Below are 19,989 nucleotides of genomic sequence, written 5' to 3' on the forward strand. Positions count from 1 at the left end.
CTGCGCACTTCGGGCGACATGCATGATCACCAGTCGGCGACGCGATCGCCGCCGGTGAATTGCGCGCTTTTCCCGGTATATTCGAACAGCTCGATCTTCACCCCGTTGGGATCTGTGATCCAGGCCTGAAAAGTGTCATCGCAGGCGAGCTTCTTCGGCGTCACCTCGACGCCTTTCAATCGAATGTGGGCGATGGCCGCCTCGATATCTTCCACCTCCAGGCAGAAGTGGTTGATCTGGTTGCGCTCGCTGTAGCTGGCCTCGCCCTTCTCGAACACCTCGACATGGCTGCGGCCGCCGCAATCGAGATAGAAGCCGAAGATCTCGCCGTCGCGCAGGAAATTGAACCGCGTGTCCATGCCGAGCACATCCCGGTAGAAGCCGCGCGTCGCCTCCAGGTCATGCGCGAAGATGCAGACATGGGCGAGCTGCTTTACCTTGATCATGCCCGGTTCCCTTCGGTCCCCGCCAAATCCGCCTCAAGCGCTTGCCTGAGTTGTTCAGGTCGGCGGCGTGCCGTTCTCGTCGAGCACCGCGCCGGCGAAATAGAGCGAGCCCCCGATGAGGATGCGCGGCGCCGGGCCGTCCCAGCTGTCGCGCAGGAGCATCAGCGCATTGGCGACGGAGCCGACCGGCTCGGCCGACAGGCCGGCGTCCGTGGCGCGCAGCGCCAGCTCGTCATTCGGCACGCCGGCGTCGCTCTTGCTCACCGGCACCGTGTAGACATGCCGGGCAAGCCCCTTGAAGGCGCTGAAATAGCCGCTCTGGTCCTTGGTGTTGATCATGCCGGAGATGAGGAATAGTGGGCGCGGGTTCTTTTCCTCCTGCTCGGCCAGCGCTTCGGCGATGACGACGCCGGCGCCCGGATTGTGGCCGCCGTCGAGCCAGATCTCGGCGCCCTTGGGCGCCAGGTCCACCAGCTTGCCCTGCGACAATTTCTGCATCCGGGCTGGCCAGGCGACTTGTGCCATCGCTTTTTCGGCCGCGCGGTGGCCGATCTCGAAGCCCGCGGCCTTGACCGCGGCGATCGCCGCGGCGGCATTGGCGAACTGATAGCGCCCGGGCAGCCGCGGCAGCGGCAGGTCCAGCAAGCCGTCCTCGTCCTGATAGACCATGCGGCCGTTCTCCTCGAAGGCGAGGAAATCCTGACCGTAGACGACGGTCGGACAGTCGAGCCGCTCGGCGGTCTCGATCAGCACCTCGAGCGCCGTCTCGCTTTCCTGCGCGCCGATCACCACCGGGCAGCCACGTTTCATGATGCCGGCCTTCTCGGCAGCAATCACCTCGACCCGGTCGCCGAGATAGGCTTCGTGGTCCAGCGACACCGGCATGATCACCGACACCGCCGGCCGCGTGATGACATTGGTGGCGTCGAAACGGCCGCCGAGGCCGACCTCGATGATCGCAGCTTCGGCCGGATGCTCGGAGAACAAGATGAAGGTGACGGCGGTGAGGATTTCGAAGACGGTGATCTTCTCACCCTTATTGGCCTTGGCGACGCGCGCGATGGCCTCCGCGAAGACCTTGTCGTCCACCAGCCTGCCGCCGCCCTCGGCCGCCAGCCGGTAGCGCTCGTGCCAGTTCACCAGATGCGGCGAGGTGTGGACATGGACCAGATGACCCGCCGCCTCCAGCAGCGCGCGCGAGAAGGCGGCGCAGGAGCCCTTGCCGTTGGTGCCGGCAATATGAATGACCGGCGGCAGCCGGTCCTGCGGATTGCCGAGACGGTCGAGCAGGCGGGTGATGCGGTCCAGCGAAAGGTCGAAGCCTTTCGGGTGGAGTGTCATCAGATGTTCGATTTCGCGATCGGCGGCGAGCGTTGTCATGGCGGAATCCTAGCGCATGACCCCGAAAACCGGAAATCGGTTTTCGGAAAGGATCATGCGCAAATAGCTACTGCGCACCACGGCTGGCGCGCAATCGCGGTTCGCGGCGAACTATGTCGCGTCAGGCCTGCGGCCGCGCCTCGGCATTGATAACCGCCGGCGGCAGGATGTCCTGCTCCGCCGGCTTCTCGGCCGCCGGCACCTTGAGCAGCATCTTCAACAGCCGCGCGGTGGTGGGGCGCATCTCCAGACGGGAGACCACCATGTCGACCATGCCATGCTCCATCAGGTATTCGGAACGCTGGAAGCCGTCCGGCAGCTTTTCCCGAATTGTCTGCTCGATGACGCGCGGGCCGGCAAAGCCGATCAGCGCGCCGGGTTCGGCGATATGCACGTCGCCCAGCATGGCGTAGGAAGCCGTGACGCCGCCGGTCGTCGGATTGGTGAGCACGACGATATAGGGCAGGCCGGCTTCCTTCAGCCGGTCGACGCCGACCGTGGTGCGCGGCAGCTGCATCAGGGACAAAATGCCTTCCTGCATGCGGGCGCCGCCGGAGGCGGCGAACAGGATCAGCGGCCGCCTGCGCTGCAACGCCGCCTCAAAGGCGTGCACGATCGCATCGCCCGCCGCCATGCCGAGCGAGCCACCCATGAAGGCGAAATCCTGCACCGTTACCACCACCGGCAGCCCTTCGATGGTGCCGACCGCGTTGAGGATGGCGTCCTCCAGCCCGGTCTTCGTCTTCGCCTCTTTCAGGCGATCGGTGTAGCGCTTCTCGTCGCGGAACTTCAGCGGGTCCTGGACGACCTTGGGGTTTTCCAGCGTCTCGTATCTGCCGTCGTCGAAGAAGTATTTCAGCCGCTCCCTGGCCGAGATCTTCATATGGTGGCCGGAGGACGGGATGACGAACTGGTTGGATTCAAGATCCTTGTGAAAGACCATCTCGCCGGTCTCGGGATCCTTGATCCAAAGGTTTTCCGGCATGTCGGTACGCCGGCCGAGCATCGAATTGATCTTCGGGCGAACGTAATTGGTGATCCAGTTCATGGCTTCGGCTCCTGTCCTGGAAAAGACCTGGAGCAATTCCAGGAAAACTGTTTGGCGGTTTTCCGTCCGGAACTGCGTAACAACAAATAGTTGGACTATTCGGCGGCAGCAAGGCGGGCCAAGCGCACGCCCTGGGCAAGGCCGCTGACCAGAGTGGCGACGGCTTCGGCCGGATCGGCGGTCTTCTCCCCCTTCGGCCCCAGCACATTGGCGATCGCGTTGACGATCGCCGTGCCGACGACGACGCCGTCGGCCGAAGCGCCGATGATGCGGGCCTGCTCGGCGGTCTTGACGCCGAAGCCGACGCAGATCGGCAGCGCGGTGTGGCCCTTGATGCGCTTGACCGCCGCCGCCACCTTGGCGGTGTCGGCAAGCGCGGAGCCGGTTATGCCGGTCATCGAGACGTAATAGACGAAGCCTGAAGTGTTCTCGAGCACCTTGGGCAGGCGCTTGTCGTCGGTGGTCGGCGTCGCCAGGCGGATGAAGTTGACGCCGGCCTTCAGCGCCGGGATGCAGAGCTCCTCGTCCATTTCCGGCGGCAGGTCGACGACGATCAGCCCGTCGATGCCGCTGGCCTTGGCATCAGTGAGGAAGCGATCGACGCCGTAAATGTAGATAGGGTTGTAGTAACCCATCAGCACGATCGGCGTCTCGTCGTCGCCGGCGCGGAATTCGGCCGCCATCCTCAGCGTCTTGACCAGCGTCTGGCCGCCCTTCAGCGCCCTCAAGCCCGCCGCCTGGATAGCCGGGCCGTCGGCCATCGGATCGGAGAAGGGCATGCCGAGCTCGATGATGTCGCTGCCGGCGCCCGGCAGCGCCTTCATGATGGACAAAGAGGTGTCGTAGTCAGGATCGCCGCCCATGAAATAGGTGACGAGGGCCGGGCGGCCTTCGGATTTGAGCTTCGCCATGCGGCGGTCGATGCGGGTGGTCATTGTCAAATCTCCATGCCCAGCATCTTGGCCACCGTATGCACGTCCTTGTCGCCGCGGCCGGACAGGTTGACGATGACGATCTGGTCCTTGTCCATCTTCGGCACGATCTTCATCGCGTGCGCGATGGCGTGGGCGGATTCCAGCGCCGGGATGATGCCCTCGACGCGGGTGGTCAGCTGGAAAGCCTCCAGCGCCTCGTCGTCGAGGATCGGCACATATTCGACGCGGCCGCTATCGCGCAGCCAGGAATGCTCCGGCCCGACGCCCGGATAGTCGAGGCCGGCCGAGATCGAATGACCGTCGAGGATCTGGCCGTCCGAATTCTGCAAGAGATAGGTGCGGTTGCCGTGCAGCACGCCGGGAGAGCCGGCACTCATCGAGGCGCAGTGCTCGACGCCGTCCAGGCCGCGGCCGCCGGCTTCGACGCCGATGATGCGGACCTCATTGTCGTCGAGGAAGGGATGGAACAGCCCGATGGCGTTGGAGCCGCCGCCGACCGCGGCGATGATGGTGTCCGGCAGCCGGCCTTCCTGCTCCAGCATCTGGGCGCGGGCTTCCGTGCCGATCACCGACTGGAAATCGCGCACCAGCTCCGGATAGGGATGCGGACCGGCGGCGGTGCCGATCAGGTAATAGGTGTCCTCGACATTGGTCACCCAGTCGCGCAGCGCCTCGTTCATGGCGTCCTTCAGCGTGCCGTGGCCGGCGGTGACCGGCCGCACCTCGGCGCCGAGCAACTTCATGCGAAAGACGTTGGGGCTCTGGCGGGCGACGTCGGTGGCGCCCATGTAGACCACGCAAGGATAGCCAAAGCGCGCCGCAACGGTTGCCGAGGCGACGCCGTGCTGGCCGGCACCCGTTTCGGCGATGATGCGTTTCTTGCCCATGCGCTTGGCAAGCAGGATCTGGCCGAGGCAGTTGTTGATCTTGTGCGAGCCGGTGTGGTTCAGGTCCTCGCGCTTGAAATAGACCTTGGCGCCGCCCCCGAGGCCCTTCGCGGAGGAAACCTCACGAAGATGTTTCGTCAGGCCTTCGGCGAAATAGAGCTTCGACGGCCGCCCGGCATAGTGGGTCGACAGATTCTGCAACTCGGCCTTGAACTCCGGATCGTTCTTGGCCTTGTTCCACTGCTCTTCCAGATCGAGGATCAGCGGCATCAGCGTCTCGGCGACGAAGCGGCCGCCGAAAATGCCGAACATGCCCTGCTCGTCGGGCCCGGTGCGGAAGGAATTGGGCATAGCCGGCTTGTTCATCGCCGATCTCCTGGTTTGAAAGAGTTCTTCAGGCGGCGCGATCGTCGCGCGCGGTCCTTACGGCCCGGAAAAACTGCTCGATCAGCGCCGGATCCTTGACGCCCGGAGCGCTTTCCACGCCCGACGAGATGTCTATTCCGGGCGGATTGGCCAGTCTCAGGGCATCGCCGACATTGGCGGCGTTGAGCCCCCCGGAAAGCATGTAATCGAGCCCGGCGTCAAGGCCGGTAAGGATGCGCCAGTCGAAGGCGACACCGTTGCCGCCGGGCAATTGCGATCCCTTGGGCGGCTTGGCGTCGAACATGAAGCGGTCGGCAATGCCGATATAAGGCTTTATCCGCTCGATATCCGCCGCTTCGCTGACCGAAAGCACCTTCATCACCGGCAGGCCGTAGCGGGACTTGAGCTCCGCCACCCGCGCCGGCGTCTCGGCGCCATGGAGCTGCAGCATGTCCGGCTGCATCCCGGCGACGATCTCGTCGAGGAAAGCATCATCGGCGTCGACGGTGACCGCAACTGCCTTGGCCCTGCCGGTGGCAGCTTGGCGCAGGCGGCCGGCCTCGGCCGGCTCGACATAGCGCGGGCTTTTGGCAAAGAAGATGAAGCCGACATGGCTAGCGCCGCCGGCAAGGGCAGCAGCCATCGCGGCGTCGGTCTTCAATCCGCAGATCTTGATGTCGAGCGTCATGCCGCGGGATTGGCACGAAACGGGCGAAGAGTCGAGAAAAAGCATGCTGTTGCCGGATGATCAGAAAGCGCTAACTTGAATTCAAGGCAATGCAGGCGGGAGCAGACAAAATGGCCGACCAGACTGTCGCCGAACTCAGGCAGAAAATCGCGCAGGCGCGCGAGGTGATCGCGCATCTGATGGAGAAATCCGACTTCAACGGCGCCGAGGCGCACCGGGCGCTCGAATATTTCGGCAGCGACATCTTCGACCGCAATTTCTTGCCGTGGCCGCATCAGGGCGAGGAAGGGCTGCGGCCGGAGGAGCTCAACGCGGCGAATGACGATTGAGCGGTTTCGTAGGTCGATGCGACCGTGCCGTCGTCATCCTCGGGCGGAGCAAGGAGCGAAGCGACGCGGCGCAGACCCGAGGATCCTGTGTGTTGGCCGAAAGGTGCGATGACGAAGAATAAACGCCTTCTGGGACGTCTTGTTGGAGGCATCACGACTTCTGGACCGCTGCAAACGCTTACACGTCACGGCATGGATCCCAGGGTCTCCGCGACAGAGCTTCTCTCCTGCTTCGCCCTGGGATGACGAAGTTCGGGCGGATTCGTCAATCTCTAACGTTTGCGCCAAGGCACGCGGCCTTTGCACCGCCGCGGCCAGCCCTACTCAAACACAATCGCCTGCAGCGCCCCGCCGTTGCGCTTCAGCCAGTCCTTGCAGCGGTCGGTGTCGGGGCAGAGCTTCTCGCATAATTTCCAGAATTTCGGGCCGTGGTTCATCTCTTTCAGATGCGCGACCTCATGCGCCACCAGGTAATTGATCACCGGCGGCGGCGCCATCATGATGCGCCACGAGAAGGAGAGATTGCCCTCCGAGGTGCATGACCCCCAGCGGCTGGAGGTATCCTTGTAACGGATCGCCTTGGCGCGCTTGCCGATCGCCTCGGTGTGCTTGACCACCAGCTTCTCGATCTCGCGCTTGGCCTCGCGCTTGAGGTAGTCGGCGACGCGGCGCGGCAGGTGCACGCGCTCGCCATGCACGATCAGCAACGGGCCGCGATCGTCGCGGGCGATGGTGACGGTGCCGCGCTTTGCCGGCTCATGGACGATGCGGTGCGGCACGCCGCGGATCGGAACCTTGATACCGGGCCGCACCTGCGGCCGCATCGGCACCTTGGCCAGGCGTTGCTCCAGCCAGTCCTGGTGGCGATCGAGAAACTTCTCCACCTCGCCGCGGCGCAAACCGGGCGGCACGGTGATGCGCAGGCCCTGGCCGCCGGAATCGATGCGCAGCGTCAGCCGCCTTGCCCTCGCGCTCTCGACGATCTTGAGCGGCAGCGTGCGGCCAGCGACGCAATGCTCGCGCTCGACGACGGGCGCAGGCTTGGACTTGGTGAGATTGCGAAAGAAGCCGAGGGACATGGCTGGACGATACGCGATTCGAGAAAAACGGCCAGTGGAACGAAGTCACATGAAGAACAAAAAAGAAACGGCGCCGCTTTGCGCGACGCCGCGTATCATACCGGGCCTGTCCCTACAGCGCCGCGCGTCCTGTCGGACGCGCAAAGGACGCTGTAGCACTCTAAGGTTGCGCATGATCCTTTCCGAAAATCGGCGTCGATTTTCGGGGTCATGCGCACGGCCTTAGTCGTCAAGCAGGTTGGTGCCCTTGTCGTGATTTGGGTCGTGATTTGGGGCGGTCTTTCCAGTCGTCTCGTTCGTGGCGGTCGGCGCGGTCCGCTTGTTGCGCTCAGCCATGAAGCGGTCGAACTCTTCCTGGTCTTTGGCGCGGCGCAGCTCGCGGGCATATTCGTCGAACTCGGTCAGCATCTCGTCGAGCTTGCGGCGCTCCTCGGCGAGGCGCTCCAGCTCTTTCTCGCGCCAGTCGTCGAAGGCGACGTTGCCTGTGCGGGACGAGCCGTGGCCCCAGCGGGCGGCCTTCTCGGAGCTGCGGCGGCAGCCGGCGAAGATGCCGTCGGTGGCGCGGTTCACGTCGCGCTTGAAGCCCTCGAGCCGGTCGCCCCAGATGATGTAGGCGAGCATGGCGAAGCCGAGCGGCCAGAACACCATGAAGCCGATCACCATCAGCGCGATGGTGGCCGGCGTCCAGGCCGGACGGATCAATGCGGTTGTGTTCATTTCTCCCAATCCTTCCATTGGAGACAGCCAAACCGGCTGCGTGGAATCGAAATGGGAAGGCAAAATCGGCGATTCAAGGCAAATCCGGCCAAAACCGGCGAAGCATCTGAAATGATTATCGCTTTTTGAGATTTTCGAGGAAAAGCACTGCCATTCCGGCAACCAGGCCCCAGAACGCCGCGCCGACGCCGGACAGCGTGAGCCCCGAAGCGGTCACCGCAAAGGTGACCGTGGCCGGCATGCGCTCGCCCGTGTCGTGAAGGGCGATCGATAGCGCGTTGGCCAAAGGCGCCATCAGCGCCAGTCCAGCAACCAGCACGATCAGGCTCTGCGGCAGGACGGCGAAAAGCGCCACCAGCGAAGCGCCGAAAATGGCGAAGACCAGATAGGCGAGCGCGTAGAACGGCCCGGTCTTCCAGCGCTCGGCGAGGTCCGGATGGACATCCGGGCCGGTGCAGATCGCCGCCGAGATCGCCGCCAGATTGGTGGTCGAGGCGCCGAACGGCGCCGAGAGCAGCGAAAACAGGCCGGTGACGCCGATCAACGGGCCGGGCTCCGGGTGATAGCCGGCGGCTTTCAGCACGGCGAGGCCGGACAGGTTCTGCGAGGCCATGGTGACGAGGTAAAGCGGCAAGGCCAGCCCAACGATCGCCGAGGCGCTGATCTGCGGCGCAATCAGCGTCAGCGCCGACAGTTCCGGCGCCGGCAGGCCGCCGACGCGGCCCGTGAGGAAAGCGGCGAGGCCGCCACCAATTAGCACCACCAGCACCGACAATGCCGGATTGAACAGCCGGATGACGAAGAAGGCCGCGATCAGCGGCAGGATCAGCCACGGATCGGAAGGGATGGCCTTCACCGCGCTGATGGCGAAGCCGACCAGGATGCCGGCCAGCATGCCGGACGCGACCGAGGCCGGAATCATCGCGATCAGCCGGGTCAGCGGCTTGAACAGGCCGGTGGCGATCAGAAGGATGCCGGTGACGATGAAGGCGCCGACGGCTTCCGGCATGGTGAAGCCGCTGGAGGCGGCAATCAACGCCAGGCCCGGCGTCGACCAGGCGGTGATGACCGGCATCTTCGTGCGCCAGGAAAGCCACAGGCATTCGATCGCCATGGCCAGGCAGATCGCCGTTACCCAGCTCGCAGTTTCGATCTGGCTGGCGCCGACCGTCTTGGCGGCGGCAATGACGACGGCGAGCGTGCCGCCAAAGCCGACGATCGCCGCGACGAAGGCGGATATCGGGATGGAAATGCGCATGCTTACGAAACCCGCTTGACCAGGTCGCCGACGGCGCGCTTGAGCATGTCGAGATCCTCGGGGCGGGACAGGCGATGATCGCCGTCGGGGATCAGCGACAGCGTCACGTCGTCGGCCGGCAAGAGTGCGGCGAGCTTCAGCGCATGGCCGGACGGCACGTCGGGGTCGGCCAGGCCCTGCAGGATGTGAACCGGGCAGTGGGTGTCGATCGGCCCGGTCATCACCCGGTTCGCCCTGCCGTCCTCGATCAGCGCACGCGTGTAGACATAGGGCTCAGCCGAATAGTCGGACGGTTCCTCGAAAAATCCCTTCTTCGAAAGGTCGCGCTTCTGCGCCTTGGTCAGCACCGGCTCGATCAGCTCGACCGTAAAATCCGGCGCCGGTGCCAGCAGAACCAGCCCGGCGACGCGATCGTCGCCGGCTTTGCGCAATTCCTGCACCATGCGCAGCGCAATCCATGCCCCCATCGAGGAGCCGACCAGGATCTGCTTGCCCTTGCTGAAGCGGCGAAAGACGGCGAGGCTCTCGGCCAGCCATTTCGAGATCGTGCCGTCGGCAAAATCGCCGCCCGATTCGCCGTGGCCGGAATAGTCGTGGCGCAGATAGGCGCGGCCTTCACTGGCCGTCCAGGCCGACAGCGCCTCGGCCTTGGTGCCCAGCATGTCGGATTTGTAGCCGCCCAGCCAGACGATACCGGGCACGGCACCCGGCGCCTGCCTGACGGCAATCTCTGCCCCGTCGACGTCGATGAAAACTGGCGTGCTGGCGTTCATGACCTTGTCCTTCCGGCCGGTCTTTTGGCACAACCTGTGGTGCTCGGAAAAGTGCTCGCGACCTTTCTTTGCTTGGTGCAGGCGATGGCAGGCTTCAGGGGCAAGCTTTGAGGTGATTTCCTGGCGAGGCTGTGCTATTGACTCCGGCCGCGCGCTCACCACATACGCGCGTCCAAGGATTTGAATCTAAAGAAACCCTGAACGAAACGGCCGAGGAGACCACGACCATTCGCAGACCTTTCAAAGCAGCGGCACCCACCAAGGACGGGCCGCGCTCCAACCGAGACATCCGGGTTCCCCGGGTCCAGCTTATCGACGCCGAAGGCCAGAACCGCGGCGAAGTCTCCATCAACGAAGCGCTGTTGCTGGCCGAAGAGGCCGGGCTCGATCTCGTCGAGATATCGCCCAACGCGCAGCCGCCCGTCGTCAAGATCCTCGATCTCGGCAAGCTGAAATACGCCAACCAGAAGAAGGCGGCGGAAGCGCGCAAGAACCAGAAGGTCATCGAGATCAAGGAGATCAAGATGCGCCCGAACATCGACAGCCATGACTACGAGACCAAGATGAAGGCCGTGCGGCGCTTCTTCGAGGACGGCGACAAGGTCAAGCTGACGCTGCGCTTCCGCGGCCGCGAGATGGCGCATATGGAGCTCGGCATGCAGCTCCTGAACAAGGTGCGCGAGGAAGTGGCGCCGATCGCCAAGGTCGAGGCCGAGCCGAAGCTCGAAGGCCGCCAGATGATGATGGTGCTGGCGCCCCGCTAAAATCCGCCAAAATCATGGTGCAAGGCGTCCCGACGATCGGCGGGGCGCCTGTTAACGATCCGATCGCTCTCAACTCTCGGCGATCGGTTCTCGTCATGGTCAATGAAGTGAAGTCTCCGCCTGCCAGGCAACCAGAAGGTCTTGGCGGCTACCAGCAGATGCGCAGGCTGGTGCTTGCGGTGCTGATCGCGGTGCTGTTCGCGGCGCTGCTCTTCGGCCAATCGACCTTCCCGCCGGGCACGCCGGTCCACGAGTCGATCGAGATGTTCGGCGTGCTGCTAATCTTCCTCGGCATCGTCGGGCGGCTGTGGGCGACGCTCTATATCGGTGGGCGCAAGTCCTCCGAAGTCGTCACCGGCGGACCTTATTCGATCACCCGCAACCCGCTCTATGTGTTCTCGACGGTGGCCGCAGCCGGCGTCGGCGCGCAGATCGGCTCGTTCACCGGGATCGTCCTCTTCGCTGCTCTGTGCGCCGGCGCCTTCCACATCGTCATCCTGCGCGAGGAGAAATATCTCAAGCAGGTGCTCGGCGCCCCCTACGAAGCCTATCTGGCGCGCGTGCCGCGCTTCTTTCCAAAGCTCTCGCTCTACCAGGAAGGCGACACCGGCAGCTTCAAGCCGCGCCTGCTCTTGAACACGCTGCTCGACGGGCTGGTGTTCCTTGTGGCGCTGCCGGCCTTCGAATTGATCGACGGCGCGCAGCAGTCGGGAATGCTGCCGGTGTGGTTCACGCTGCCCTGACCGAGGACAGAGGGCCGCATCGTCTGAGGTGTTGCGCATGGGCGCTCTTTGATCTATAGGACCGCCGTTCCAAGAAAACCGCCCGGCAGGGCATGCCGTGGCGGTTTCATTTGCTTTTCGGGCTTTGGTCGGCCCGAAGCGATATCGGCCCGATTTTGGGCCACCATGAAAGGATAAGCAAAATGCCCAAGATGAAGACCAAATCGGCCGCCAAGAAGCGGTTCAAGATTACTGCCACCGGCAAGGTGCTGTCGGCTGCCGCCGGCAAGCGCCACGGCATGATCAAGCGTTCCAACAAGTTCATTCGCGATGCCCGCGGCACGATGGTTCTGGCTGAACCGGACGGCAAGAAGGTCATCAAGAATTTTCTGCCGAACGGCCTCTAAGCATTTCGGTCCGGAACAGCTTTTGTTTTTACGCAATTCCGAACGGAAAACCGCTGAACACTTTTCCTGGAATTGCTTTTAAGGAGATCATGACATGGCACGCGTAAAGAGAGGCGTCACCGCCCACGCCAAGCACAAGAAGGTCCTGAAAGCCGCCAAGGGCTTCTACGGCCGCCGCAAGAACACCATCCGCATCGCCAAGCAGGCGGTGGAGAAGTCGCTGCAGTATGCCTATCGCGACCGCAAGAATCGCAAGCGCTCGTTCCGCGCGCTGTGGATCCAGCGCATCAATGCGGCGGTGCACGAGCACGGCCTGACCTATGGCCGCTTCATCGACGGCCTCAACAAGGCCGGCATCGAGATCGACCGCAAGATCCTTTCGGACATGGCCATCCATGAGCCACAGGCTTTCGCCGCCTTGGTGGCCAAGGCCAAGGTCGCGCTCGAATATCTGAAGAACACCACGCCGAATGCTTTTGAGAGCGCTGTAGCCTAACCAGCGCCTTCCCAAGCATATTCGACACTTGATTTGGGAAACCCGCGCTGGCAGGGCTGGCGCGGGTTTTTCTTTGCTTCCACTCGGGTCCGGAACATGAGCGACATGGAAACTCTCGAAAATTCCCTGATGGCCGACATCGCGGCGGCGGCCGACGAGCAGGCGATCGAGGCGGTGCGCGTCTCGGCGCTGGGCAAGAAGGGCTCGGTCTCCGAAATGCTGAAGACGCTTGGCGCCATGAGCCCCGAGGAACGGCAGGTCAAAGGTCCGGCGATCAACGGGCTCAAGAACCGCGTCACCGAGGCGCTGACGGCGCGCAAGGCGGAGCTGAAGGACGTGGCGATCGCCGCTCGCCTCGCGGCCGAGACGGTCGACGTGACGCTGCCGGTGCGCCAGTCGCCGGCCGAGCGCGGCCGCATCCATCCGATCAGCCAGGTGATCGACGAGATCGCGGCGATCTTCGGCGATCTCGGCTTCTCGATCGCCGAAGGTCCGGACATCGAGACAGACCATTACAACTTCACGGCGCTGAATTTCCCGGAAGGCCACCCAGCGCGCGAGATGCACGACACCTTCTTCTTCCAGCCGGACGAGAAGGGGGAGCGCAAGCTGTTGCGCACGCATACCTCGCCCGTGCAGATCCGCACCATGGAGCAGCAGAAGCCGCCGATCCGTATCGTCATCCCCGGCAAGACGTACCGGCAGGATTCGGACGCCACGCACTCGCCGATGTTCCATCAGGTCGAGGGGCTGGTGATCGACAAAACCGCCAACATCGCCAACATGAAGTGGGTGCTGGAGGAGTTCTGCAAGGCCTTCTTCGAGGTGCCGAGCGTCAAGATGCGCTTCCGTCCGTCCTTCTTCCCGTTCACCGAGCCCAGCCTCGAGGTCGACATCCAGTGCGACCGCTCGCGGCCCGGCGAAGTGCGCTTCGGCGAAGGCTCCGACTGGATGGAGATCCTGGGCTGCGGCATGGTGCATCCCAACGTGATGCGTTACGGCGGGCTCGACCCCGACGAGTACCAGGGCTTTGCCTGGGGCATGGGCATCGACCGCATCGCCATGCTGAAATACGGCATGCCGGACCTGCGCGCCTTCTTCGACGCCGACGTGCGCTGGCTTACGCATTACGGCTTCCGGCCGCTCGACCTGCCGACGCTGTTCGGGGGACTCTCGACATGACCGCTCCCCACACCGGGGGCTGCCGCTGTGGCGCGGTGCGGTTCGAGGCGTCGGTCGAGCCGCACCATATCAGCTATTGCCATTGCAGCGACTGCCGGCGCGCGAGCGGCGCGCCGGTGTCGGCCTTCGTCGGCTTCATGGCCGATCAGATCACGCTCGATGGCAAATCGCTGAAGGCCTACCGGAACGGCCCGGTGGAGCGATCGTTTTGCGGCATCTGCGGCTCGCCGATCGCCTATACCGACGAGCGGCTCGCCAACCAGATCTATTTCATGCTCGGCGCCATGGACATGCCGGCCTATTTCCGGCCGACGCTACATGCGCACGTGCGCGAGCAGCTTCCATTCCTGCATATGCCGGACGACTTGCCGCGCCATCTCAGAACCAGCGTGCCCAGACCGGACAAGCAAAGACCGGACAGGCAAAGACCAGACGGAACAAAGTCATGAAATTCACCCTCTCCTGGCTCAAGGACCATCTCGAGACCGAGGCCTCGCTTGCCGAGATCGTCGAGCGGCTGACCGCCATCGGCCTCGAAGTCGAGCATGTCGACGACAAGGCGGGCCTGAAGCCCTTCGTCATCGCCAAGGTGCTGACCGCGGTCCAGCATCCCGACGCCGACCGGCTGCGCGTGCTCACCGTCGACACCGGCGACGGCAATCCGCCGGTTCAGGTGGTGTGCGGCGCGCCGAATGCCCGCGCGGGCCTGATCGGCGCTTTTGCCGCGCCCGGCACCTACATTCCCGGCATCGACGTGACGCTCTCGGTCGGCAAGATCCGCGGCGTCGAGAGCCATGGCATGATGTGCTCCGAGCGCGAGCTGCAGCTTTCGGACGAGCATAGCGGCATCATCGACCTGCCTGAGGACGCGCCGGTCGGCACCAGCTTCGCGGCCTACGCGCATCTCGACGATCCGGTGATCGAAATCAATCTGACGCCGAACCGGCCGGATGCGACCAGCGTCTACGGCATCGCGCGCGATCTCGCGGCGAGCGGCCTCGGCCGCCTGGTGGGCGGGGCGATCATGCCGCATGCCGGCAACGGCCTGTGCCCGGTCAAGGTCACGATCGAGGCGCCGGAACTTTGCCCCGGCTTCGCGCTGACGCTGGTGCGGAGCGTGAAGAACGGCCCGTCGCCGAAATGGCTGCAGCAGCGGCTGATTGCGATCGGGCTTCGGCCGATCAGCGCGCTGGTCGACATCACCAACTACGTCACCTTCGACCGCGGCCGGCCGCTGCATGTCTTCGACGCCAACAAGGTTGCCGGCAACCTCGTGGTGCGCCGCGCCAAGGATGGCGAGAAGGTACTGGCTCTCGACGGCCGCGAATACACGCTGACGCCGGAAATGTGCGTGATCGCCGACGACAACGGCGTCGAATCGATCGCCGGGATCATGGGCGGCGAGCATTCGGGCTGCGATGAGAATACCACCGACGTGCTGATCGAATCCGCGCTTTGGGATCCGATCACCACCGCCCGCACCGGCCGCACGCTCGGTATCATCAGCGATGCGCGCTACCGCTTCGAGCGCGGCGTCGACCCCGAGTTCATGGTGCCGGGCGTCGAACTGGCGACCAAGCTGGTGCTCGACTTCTGCGGCGGCACGCCGAGCGAGATCGAGGTCGCCGGTTATGCCGGTCACAAGCCGATGATCGTGTCTTTCCCGATCTCGGAAGTGAAGCGGCTGACCGGCATCGAGGTGCCGAAAGAAGAAGCGCTCGGCATCCTCACCCGGCTCGGCTTCGAGCCGCAGGGCTCGGGCGACATTGTCAAGGTGAAGGTGCCGTCGTGGCGGCCGGATATCGACGGCAAGGCGGATCTGGTCGAGGAGGTGATGCGCATCCACGGCGTCGACAACATAGCGCCGCAGCCGCTGACCTCGCATGACGCCGTCAACGGCAAGATCCTGACCACGCTTCAGGTGCGCACCCGCGCGGCCAAGCGCGCGCTTGCCGTGCGCGGTATGATGGAGGCCGTCACCTGGTCGTTCATCCCGGCTAGGCACGCCGAACTGTTCGGCGGCGGCCAGACCGGGCTCAAGCTCGCCAATCCGATCGCCGCCGATATGTCCGACATGCGGCCTTCGCTGCTGCCGGGGCTGATTGCTGCCGCACAGCGCAATGCCGACCGAGGCATCGGCGATGTGGCGCTGTTTGAGGTCTCCGGCATCTACGAGGGAGACGCGCCGGAACAGCAGCGGCGTGCGGCCGCCGGCGTGCGGCGCGGCACGGCGAAGCTCGACGGCTCCGGCCGCAGCTGGGCCGGCAATTCCGAACCGGTCGGCGTGTTCGATGCCAAGGCCGACGCGATCGCGGCGCTGGAAGCCTGCGGCGCGCCGGTCGACCGGCTGCAGATCGAGCCCGGCGGCCCGGCCTGGTACCATCCCGGCCGCTCCGGCACGATCAAGCTCGGACCGAAGACGGTGCTCGGCACCTTCGGCGAATTCCACCCGAAGACGCTTGCTACGCTCGACGTTTCCGGCCCTTTCTGTGGCTTCGAGGTCTATGTCGATGCCGTGCCGGAGCCCAAGGCCAAGCCGACGCGCACCAAGCCGAAGCTGGAGCTTTCGCCCTTCCAGGCGGTGAAGCGCGACTTCGCCTTCGTCATCGACAAATCGGTCGAGGCCGGCACGCTGGTGCGCGCGGCGCTCGCCGCCGACAAGAAGCTGGTCACTGGCGTGTCGGTGTTCGACGTCTTCGAGGGCGCCTCGCTCGGCGCCGCCAAGAAGTCGATCGCGATCGAGGTCTCGATCCAGCCGGTCGAAAAGACGCTGACCGACGAGGATTTCGAGGCGCTCGCAAAGCGCATCGTCGAGAACGTCAGGAAGCAGACGGGCGGCGTGCTGCGCACTTAGTGGATTGCCGGCAGGTGGCGAATCGCCCTTCAAAGGGCGATGCACCATCTCCGCTACTCGGGCCTTCCGTTCGAACAGCAGCGCGCGGCCTTCCTCGCCATCGTCGCGGCCGACCCGCTGCTGGCTGAAACGCTGGCGCGGGTGCGTGAACTTGCGCTGCCGGACTGGCTGCTGGTTTCCGGCGCGCTCTACAACAGCGTCTGGAACCATCTGACCGGCAAGCCGCCGGGCTACGGCATCAAGGATGTCGACCTGTTCTATTTCGACGACGCCGACCTCTCCTATGAGGCCGAGGATGCGGTGATCCGCCGGGCGGAGGCGCATTTCGAGGGGTTGGCGCTGCCGGTCGAGGTGCGCAACCAGGCGCGCGTGCATCTGTGGTATCCGACGAAGTTCGGGCAGGAATGCCCGCGCTATGTGAGCTCGAGCGAATCCGTCAGCTATTTTGCCTCGAAGACGCACGCGGTCGGGGTGCGGTACGGCCGCGATGGACAGCTTGAATTGGTAGCGCCGTTTGGGTTGGACGACATCTTCTCGTTCCGGATCACGCCGAATAGGTCGCTGGACAATCGGCGGACGCATGAGGCGAAGGGGTTACGGGCGAGGGAGACTTGGCCGGAGATCACGGTAGTGCCTTGGTAGGAGATGTGGGCGCGAGGCACCCCCTTTGCCCTACCGGGCATCTCCCCCTCAAGGGGGAGATTAGCAGCTTCATCGGTGGCGCTCTTCCTGTAACGTTGGTGATTGGCGAAAGCAGCGGCGATATCCGATCTCGCCCCTTGCGGGGGAGATGGCCGGCAGGCCAGAGGGGGGTGCCTCGCGCCGAGGTCTCACAACACTTTGCATCGCACCGCGCTAGTCAAAAAGGGGCGCCGAAGCGCCCCTCCTCGACCGCCGCTCACCCATTCACCAGCGCCAGCAGATCCTCGGTGTAGCGCTTGCCGACCACCTTGTCGGGCGACAGCGCGTCGCCGATCGCGGCGACCTCGGCGGCGCTCAGCTTGATCGCAGCGGCCGCCGTGTTCTGCTCCAGGTGGCGGATTTTCCGCGCGCCGGGGATCGGCACGATGAAATCGCCCTGGTGCAGCACCCAGGCGAGCGCCATCTGCGCCGGCGTCACGCCCTTTTCCTCCGCCATCTTCTCCAGCACAGCGATGACGGCGTTGTTGGCTTCCATGGCTTCGGCCTGGAAGCGCGGCAGGCCGAGGCGCCAGTCGCCGGCGCCGAGCACATCCGGCTTGGCGATCGTGCCGGTGAGCAGGCCGCGGCCGAGCGGGCTGTAGGGTACAAAACCGATGCCGAGCTCGCGGCAGACGGCAAAGACCTCGTCTTCCGGGTCGCGGCTCCACAGAGAGTATTCGCTCTGCACGGCGGCGATCGGATGCACGGCATGCGCCCGCCGGATGGTCGCCGCACTTGCTTCCGAAAGGCCGAGGGCGCGGACCTTGCCCTCGCGCACCAATTCGGCCATGGCGCCGACGGTGTCCTCGATCGGCACGTTCGGGTCGACGCGGTGCTGGTAATAAAGGTCGATGACATCGGTGCCCAGCCGCTTCAGCGAGGCTTCGGCCACTGCCTTGACATGCTCGGGGCGGCTGTCGACGCCGACCATGCGCTCGGTGCCCGAGCCCTCCTCGGCGATCTTGAAGCCGAATTTGGTGGCGATCGTCACCTTGTCACGCACCGGCTTCAGCGCCTTGCCGAGCAGGATCTCGTTCTCATAGGGCCCGTAGACCTCGGCCGTGTCGAAGAAGTTGACTCCGATCTCGACGGCGCGGCGCAGCGTGGCGATCGCCTCGGTCTCCGGCTGGCCGCCATAGCCGAAGGTCATGCCCATGCAGCCGAGGCCGACGGGGAAGACTTCGAGTTCAGTTCCAAGTTTGCGGGTTTGCATGGCGCATCTCCTTGTTGCGGTGAGGGAGAGATATCGCCTCGCAATGCGTTCGATAATTCTGTCTCTTTTGCACGGCTCGTTCTATAAAATAGATCAATGAGCCGAACCAACCTTTCCCAACTCGCCGTGCTCGCCACCGTCGCCCAATGCGCCAGCTTCCGCGGCGCCGCGCGCGAGCTCGGCATCGCGCCTTCGGCGGTGAGCCATGCGGTATCGAGCCTCGAAGCCCGGCTTGGCGTGCGGCTCTTGGCGCGCAGCACGCGTAGCGTCGCGCCGACCGAGGAAGGCGCACAGCTGTTAGAGCGGCTGCGGCCGGCATTGTCCGAGATCGACCTCGCGCTGGAAACGGCCGTCGAGGCGCGCGACCGGCCGGCCGGCAATCTGCGGCTCACCGTGCCGCGGACGGCCGCGCACCTGACCCTCACGCCCAGGCTCGGCGCCTTCGCCGCCGCCTATCCCGACATTGTGCTGGAGATCGTCATCGAGGACCGCTTCACCGATGTGGTCGAAGGCGGCTTCGACGCCGGTGTGCGGCTCGGCGAAAGCCTGCAGCGCGACATGATCGCGGTGCGCATCGGGCCCGACCTTCGCGGTGCCGTCGTCGGCGCGCCGTCCTATTTCGAGGCGATGCCGAAACCTCGCCATCCGCGCGATTTGGCCGATCACCGCTGTATCCGCTTCCGTTTCTCCAGCGGCATCCTTTACCGCTGGGAGTTCGAAAAGGACGGCGAGGAAATAGAAATCGCCGCGCAAGGGCCGCTGATCCTCGACGAAGATCACCTGATCGCCCAGGCGGCAGTCGACGGCGCCGGTCTCGCCTTCGTCTTCGAGCCCTATGTCCGGGCGCCGCTCGCCGACGGCCGGCTGATCCGCGTGCTGGAGGACTGGTGTCCGTCCTTCGACGGCTTCTTCGTCTACTATCCGAGCCGCCGCCAGATGCGGCCGTCGCTCAGGGCTTTCGTCGATTTCTTCAGGGTCACAGGCTAATGCATGTCGCCTAAAAGTGGGCAGCGGTTTTGGGAGCACAACTGGCCGCCGCCTTTGCGTGATCGCGATTTGAAATTTCCGTTATTCGCCGCCAAGATGCGGGCCGAAATCGCTACGCGGAAAGGCGCCTATGTCCGAGATTGCCCATATAACAGCCGCCATCTTCAAGCGCGCCGGCAAGGCCAAGCGCTTCATCGTCGCCATCGCCGGCCCGCCCGGCTCCGGCAAGTCGCTACTGTCCGGCAGGCTGCATGAATTGCTGCCGGAAGGCACGTCGGAAGTCGTGCCGATGGACGGCTTCCACTATGACGACATCGTGCTCAACCAGCGCGGCCTGCGCGCGCGCAAGGGCGCGCCGGAAACCTTCGACTTTGCCGGCTTCGAGACGCTTTTGAAGCGCATCCGCTCCGGCGAGCCGGACATTGCCATCCCGGTCTTCGACCGCAGCATGGAATTGTCGCGCGCCGCGGCCGCGATCATTTCCGCCGACACCAAGTTCATCCTGGTCGAAGGCAACTATCTGCTGCTCGACGAGGAGCCGTGGTCACGGCTGGCGCCCTTGTTCGATTTCACCATCTTCGTCGATGTGCCGCGCAACGAGCTCGAGCGCCGCCTGATGGAGCGTTGGCGCGGCCATGGCAAGTCCGACGAGGACGCACGTGCGTGGATCGCTTCCAACGACATGCCGAACATAGAGCGCGTGCTGGCGCGCCGCCGCGAGGCGGATCTGGTGATTGGTTAACCTGCTCAATTTTCACTATTTTTGGGCGGGAACCT

General features: G+C 64.5%; 22 protein-coding genes. 11 read left to right on the forward strand and 11 right to left on the reverse strand.

From position 1 onward, the window contains the following. Positions 1 to 26 precede the first annotated feature (26 nt). The 6 genes from RFN28_RS19315 to RFN28_RS19340 all read right to left on the reverse strand — a co-directional run bounded on the left by RFN28_RS19315 (position 27) and on the right by RFN28_RS19340 (position 5,750). Positions 27 to 446, reverse strand: coding sequence for a VOC family protein (locus RFN28_RS19315; protein WP_320288913.1), 420 nt, complete (start codon positions 444 to 446; stop codon positions 27 to 29). Between the two features lie 54 nt (positions 447 to 500). After that, on the reverse strand, positions 501 to 1,826 hold the full coding sequence (locus tag RFN28_RS19320; protein ID WP_320288914.1) for a bifunctional folylpolyglutamate synthase/dihydrofolate synthase: 1,326 nt from the start codon (positions 1,824 to 1,826) through the stop codon (positions 501 to 503). Positions 1,827 to 1,947: 121 nt separating this feature from the next. After that, on the reverse strand, positions 1,948 to 2,874 hold the full coding sequence (accD, locus tag RFN28_RS19325; protein ID WP_320288915.1) for an acetyl-CoA carboxylase, carboxyltransferase subunit beta: 927 nt from the start codon (positions 2,872 to 2,874) through the stop codon (positions 1,948 to 1,950). A gap of 95 nt (positions 2,875 to 2,969) precedes the next feature. Further along, positions 2,970 to 3,809: a tryptophan synthase subunit alpha gene (trpA, locus tag RFN28_RS19330; protein WP_320288916.1), complete on the reverse strand. Its 840-nt coding sequence runs from the start codon at positions 3,807 to 3,809 to the stop codon at positions 2,970 to 2,972. A 2-nt stretch (positions 3,810 to 3,811) separates the two neighbouring features. Next, the gene (gene trpB / locus RFN28_RS19335) at positions 3,812 to 5,062 is read right to left on the reverse strand and encodes a tryptophan synthase subunit beta (protein ID WP_320288917.1); all 1,251 of its coding nucleotides are present in this window, start codon (positions 5,060 to 5,062) and stop codon (positions 3,812 to 3,814) included. A 28-nt stretch (positions 5,063 to 5,090) separates the two neighbouring features. Continuing rightward, positions 5,091 to 5,750, reverse strand: coding sequence for a phosphoribosylanthranilate isomerase (locus tag RFN28_RS19340; protein ID WP_320288948.1), 660 nt, complete (start codon positions 5,748 to 5,750; stop codon positions 5,091 to 5,093). Positions 5,751 to 5,860: 110 nt separating this feature from the next. Between RFN28_RS19340 and RFN28_RS19345 the strand changes: the two genes are divergently transcribed. After that, complete coding sequence (locus RFN28_RS19345; protein ID WP_320288918.1) at positions 5,861 to 6,079, forward strand: hypothetical protein; 219 nt, start codon at positions 5,861 to 5,863, stop codon at positions 6,077 to 6,079. A gap of 320 nt (positions 6,080 to 6,399) precedes the next feature. Here the strand turns inward: RFN28_RS19345 and RFN28_RS19350 are convergent, their stop codons facing one another. The 4 genes from RFN28_RS19350 to RFN28_RS19365 all read right to left on the reverse strand — a co-directional run bounded on the left by RFN28_RS19350 (position 6,400) and on the right by RFN28_RS19365 (position 9,906). Further along, the gene (locus tag RFN28_RS19350; protein ID WP_320288919.1) at positions 6,400 to 7,158 is read right to left on the reverse strand and encodes a M48 family metallopeptidase; all 759 of its coding nucleotides are present in this window, start codon (positions 7,156 to 7,158) and stop codon (positions 6,400 to 6,402) included. A gap of 222 nt (positions 7,159 to 7,380) precedes the next feature. Further along, positions 7,381 to 7,875, reverse strand: coding sequence for a DUF2852 domain-containing protein (locus tag RFN28_RS19355; RefSeq protein ID WP_320288920.1), 495 nt, complete (start codon positions 7,873 to 7,875; stop codon positions 7,381 to 7,383). 115 nt (positions 7,876 to 7,990) lie between these two features. Continuing rightward, positions 7,991 to 9,133 carry a benzoate/H(+) symporter BenE family transporter gene (locus RFN28_RS19360; RefSeq protein ID WP_320288921.1) on the reverse strand — a complete coding sequence of 381 codons (1,143 nt, stop codon included), beginning with the start codon at positions 9,131 to 9,133 and terminating at the stop codon, positions 7,991 to 7,993. A 2-nt stretch (positions 9,134 to 9,135) separates the two neighbouring features. Beyond that, positions 9,136 to 9,906, reverse strand: a complete 771-nt coding sequence (locus RFN28_RS19365; protein WP_320288922.1) for an alpha/beta hydrolase — start codon at positions 9,904 to 9,906, stop codon at positions 9,136 to 9,138. Positions 9,907 to 10,133: 227 nt separating this feature from the next. Between RFN28_RS19365 and infC the strand changes: the two genes are divergently transcribed. The 8 genes from infC to RFN28_RS19405 all read left to right on the forward strand — a co-directional run bounded on the left by infC (position 10,134) and on the right by RFN28_RS19405 (position 16,973). Continuing rightward, positions 10,134 to 10,670, forward strand: coding sequence for a translation initiation factor IF-3 (gene infC, locus RFN28_RS19370; RefSeq protein WP_320288949.1), 537 nt, complete (start codon positions 10,134 to 10,136; stop codon positions 10,668 to 10,670). 95 nt (positions 10,671 to 10,765) lie between these two features. Continuing rightward, positions 10,766 to 11,413 (forward strand): methyltransferase family protein, encoded by a 648-nt coding sequence (locus RFN28_RS19375; protein ID WP_320288923.1) that lies wholly within the window; start codon positions 10,766 to 10,768, stop codon positions 11,411 to 11,413. Positions 11,414 to 11,595: 182 nt separating this feature from the next. After that, on the forward strand, positions 11,596 to 11,799 hold the full coding sequence (gene rpmI / locus RFN28_RS19380) for a 50S ribosomal protein L35 (protein ID WP_027166935.1): 204 nt from the start codon (positions 11,596 to 11,598) through the stop codon (positions 11,797 to 11,799). Positions 11,800 to 11,893: 94 nt separating this feature from the next. Beyond that, the gene (gene rplT, locus RFN28_RS19385; RefSeq protein WP_071100686.1) at positions 11,894 to 12,295 is read left to right on the forward strand and encodes a 50S ribosomal protein L20; all 402 of its coding nucleotides are present in this window, start codon (positions 11,894 to 11,896) and stop codon (positions 12,293 to 12,295) included. A 96-nt stretch (positions 12,296 to 12,391) separates the two neighbouring features. Continuing rightward, entirely contained in the window at positions 12,392 to 13,477 is a 1,086-nt protein-coding gene (pheS, locus tag RFN28_RS19390) for a phenylalanine--tRNA ligase subunit alpha (RefSeq protein ID WP_320288924.1), read from the forward strand. After that, a complete protein-coding gene (locus RFN28_RS19395; protein ID WP_320288925.1) occupies positions 13,474 to 13,926 on the forward strand; it encodes a GFA family protein in 453 nt (150 codons plus the stop codon). The genes pheS and RFN28_RS19395 overlap by 4 nt, the downstream gene beginning before the upstream one ends. Beyond that, positions 13,923 to 16,331, forward strand: coding sequence for a phenylalanine--tRNA ligase subunit beta (pheT, locus tag RFN28_RS19400; RefSeq protein ID WP_320288926.1), 2,409 nt, complete (start codon positions 13,923 to 13,925; stop codon positions 16,329 to 16,331). Before RFN28_RS19395 ends, pheT begins: the two co-directional genes overlap by 4 nt. A gap of 39 nt (positions 16,332 to 16,370) precedes the next feature. Next, positions 16,371 to 16,973 carry a nucleotidyltransferase family protein gene (locus RFN28_RS19405; RefSeq protein ID WP_320288927.1) on the forward strand — a complete coding sequence of 201 codons (603 nt, stop codon included), beginning with the start codon at positions 16,371 to 16,373 and terminating at the stop codon, positions 16,971 to 16,973. 256 nt (positions 16,974 to 17,229) lie between these two features. Here RFN28_RS19405 and RFN28_RS19410 read toward each other — a convergent pair whose 3' ends face one another. Then, entirely contained in the window at positions 17,230 to 18,225 is a 996-nt protein-coding gene (locus RFN28_RS19410; protein WP_320288928.1) for an aldo/keto reductase, read from the reverse strand. A gap of 96 nt (positions 18,226 to 18,321) precedes the next feature. On the opposite strand from RFN28_RS19410, the gene RFN28_RS19415 reads away from it, so the two are divergent. Both RFN28_RS19415 and RFN28_RS19420 read left to right on the forward strand, forming a co-directional pair. After that, positions 18,322 to 19,212 (forward strand): LysR family transcriptional regulator, encoded by an 891-nt coding sequence (locus RFN28_RS19415; RefSeq protein WP_320288929.1) that lies wholly within the window; start codon positions 18,322 to 18,324, stop codon positions 19,210 to 19,212. A 130-nt stretch (positions 19,213 to 19,342) separates the two neighbouring features. Next, the gene (locus RFN28_RS19420; RefSeq protein WP_320288930.1) at positions 19,343 to 19,954 is read left to right on the forward strand and encodes a nucleoside triphosphate hydrolase; all 612 of its coding nucleotides are present in this window, start codon (positions 19,343 to 19,345) and stop codon (positions 19,952 to 19,954) included. Positions 19,955 to 19,989 lie beyond the last annotated feature (35 nt).

Source organism: Mesorhizobium album (assembly GCF_033977205.1).
GTDB lineage: Bacteria > Pseudomonadota > Alphaproteobacteria > Rhizobiales > Rhizobiaceae > Mesorhizobium > Mesorhizobium album.

What these genes read in the sequence shown, in the direction of transcription:
- rplT (WP_071100686.1), top strand. Translation starts at nt 11,894, where the DNA reads ATGGCACGCGTAAAGAGAGGCGTCACCGCCCACGCCAAGCACAAGAAG.
- RFN28_RS19415 (WP_320288929.1), top strand. Translation starts at nt 18,322, where the DNA reads ATGAGCCGAACCAACCTTTCCCAACTCGCCGTGCTCGCCACCGTCGCC.
- RFN28_RS19375 (WP_320288923.1), top strand. Translation starts at nt 10,766, where the DNA reads ATGGTCAATGAAGTGAAGTCTCCGCCTGCCAGGCAACCAGAAGGTCTT.
- RFN28_RS19345 (WP_320288918.1), top strand. Translation starts at nt 5,861, where the DNA reads ATGGCCGACCAGACTGTCGCCGAACTCAGGCAGAAAATCGCGCAGGCG.
- accD (WP_320288915.1), bottom strand. Translation starts at nt 2,874, where the DNA reads ATGAACTGGATCACCAATTACGTTCGCCCGAAGATCAATTCGATGCTC.
- RFN28_RS19395 (WP_320288925.1), top strand. Translation starts at nt 13,474, where the DNA reads ATGACCGCTCCCCACACCGGGGGCTGCCGCTGTGGCGCGGTGCGGTTC.
- RFN28_RS19340 (WP_320288948.1), bottom strand. Translation starts at nt 5,750, where the DNA reads ATGACGCTCGACATCAAGATCTGCGGATTGAAGACCGACGCCGCGATG.
- rpmI (WP_027166935.1), top strand. Translation starts at nt 11,596, where the DNA reads ATGCCCAAGATGAAGACCAAATCGGCCGCCAAGAAGCGGTTCAAGATT.
- RFN28_RS19410 (WP_320288928.1), bottom strand. Translation starts at nt 18,225, where the DNA reads ATGCAAACCCGCAAACTTGGAACTGAACTCGAAGTCTTCCCCGTCGGC.
- RFN28_RS19355 (WP_320288920.1), bottom strand. Translation starts at nt 7,875, where the DNA reads ATGAACACAACCGCATTGATCCGTCCGGCCTGGACGCCGGCCACCATC.
- RFN28_RS19320 (WP_320288914.1), bottom strand. Translation starts at nt 1,826, where the DNA reads ATGACAACGCTCGCCGCCGATCGCGAAATCGAACATCTGATGACACTC.
- RFN28_RS19365 (WP_320288922.1), bottom strand. Translation starts at nt 9,906, where the DNA reads ATGAACGCCAGCACGCCAGTTTTCATCGACGTCGACGGGGCAGAGATT.
- RFN28_RS19350 (WP_320288919.1), bottom strand. Translation starts at nt 7,158, where the DNA reads ATGTCCCTCGGCTTCTTTCGCAATCTCACCAAGTCCAAGCCTGCGCCC.
- pheT (WP_320288926.1), top strand. Translation starts at nt 13,923, where the DNA reads ATGAAATTCACCCTCTCCTGGCTCAAGGACCATCTCGAGACCGAGGCC.
- RFN28_RS19360 (WP_320288921.1), bottom strand. Translation starts at nt 9,133, where the DNA reads ATGCGCATTTCCATCCCGATATCCGCCTTCGTCGCGGCGATCGTCGGC.
- RFN28_RS19315 (WP_320288913.1), bottom strand. Translation starts at nt 446, where the DNA reads ATGATCAAGGTAAAGCAGCTCGCCCATGTCTGCATCTTCGCGCATGAC.
- trpA (WP_320288916.1), bottom strand. Translation starts at nt 3,809, where the DNA reads ATGACCACCCGCATCGACCGCCGCATGGCGAAGCTCAAATCCGAAGGC.
- trpB (WP_320288917.1), bottom strand. Translation starts at nt 5,062, where the DNA reads ATGAACAAGCCGGCTATGCCCAATTCCTTCCGCACCGGGCCCGACGAG.
- pheS (WP_320288924.1), top strand. Translation starts at nt 12,392, where the DNA reads ATGAGCGACATGGAAACTCTCGAAAATTCCCTGATGGCCGACATCGCG.
- RFN28_RS19405 (WP_320288927.1), top strand. Translation starts at nt 16,371, where the DNA reads ATGCACCATCTCCGCTACTCGGGCCTTCCGTTCGAACAGCAGCGCGCG.
- RFN28_RS19420 (WP_320288930.1), top strand. Translation starts at nt 19,343, where the DNA reads ATGTCCGAGATTGCCCATATAACAGCCGCCATCTTCAAGCGCGCCGGC.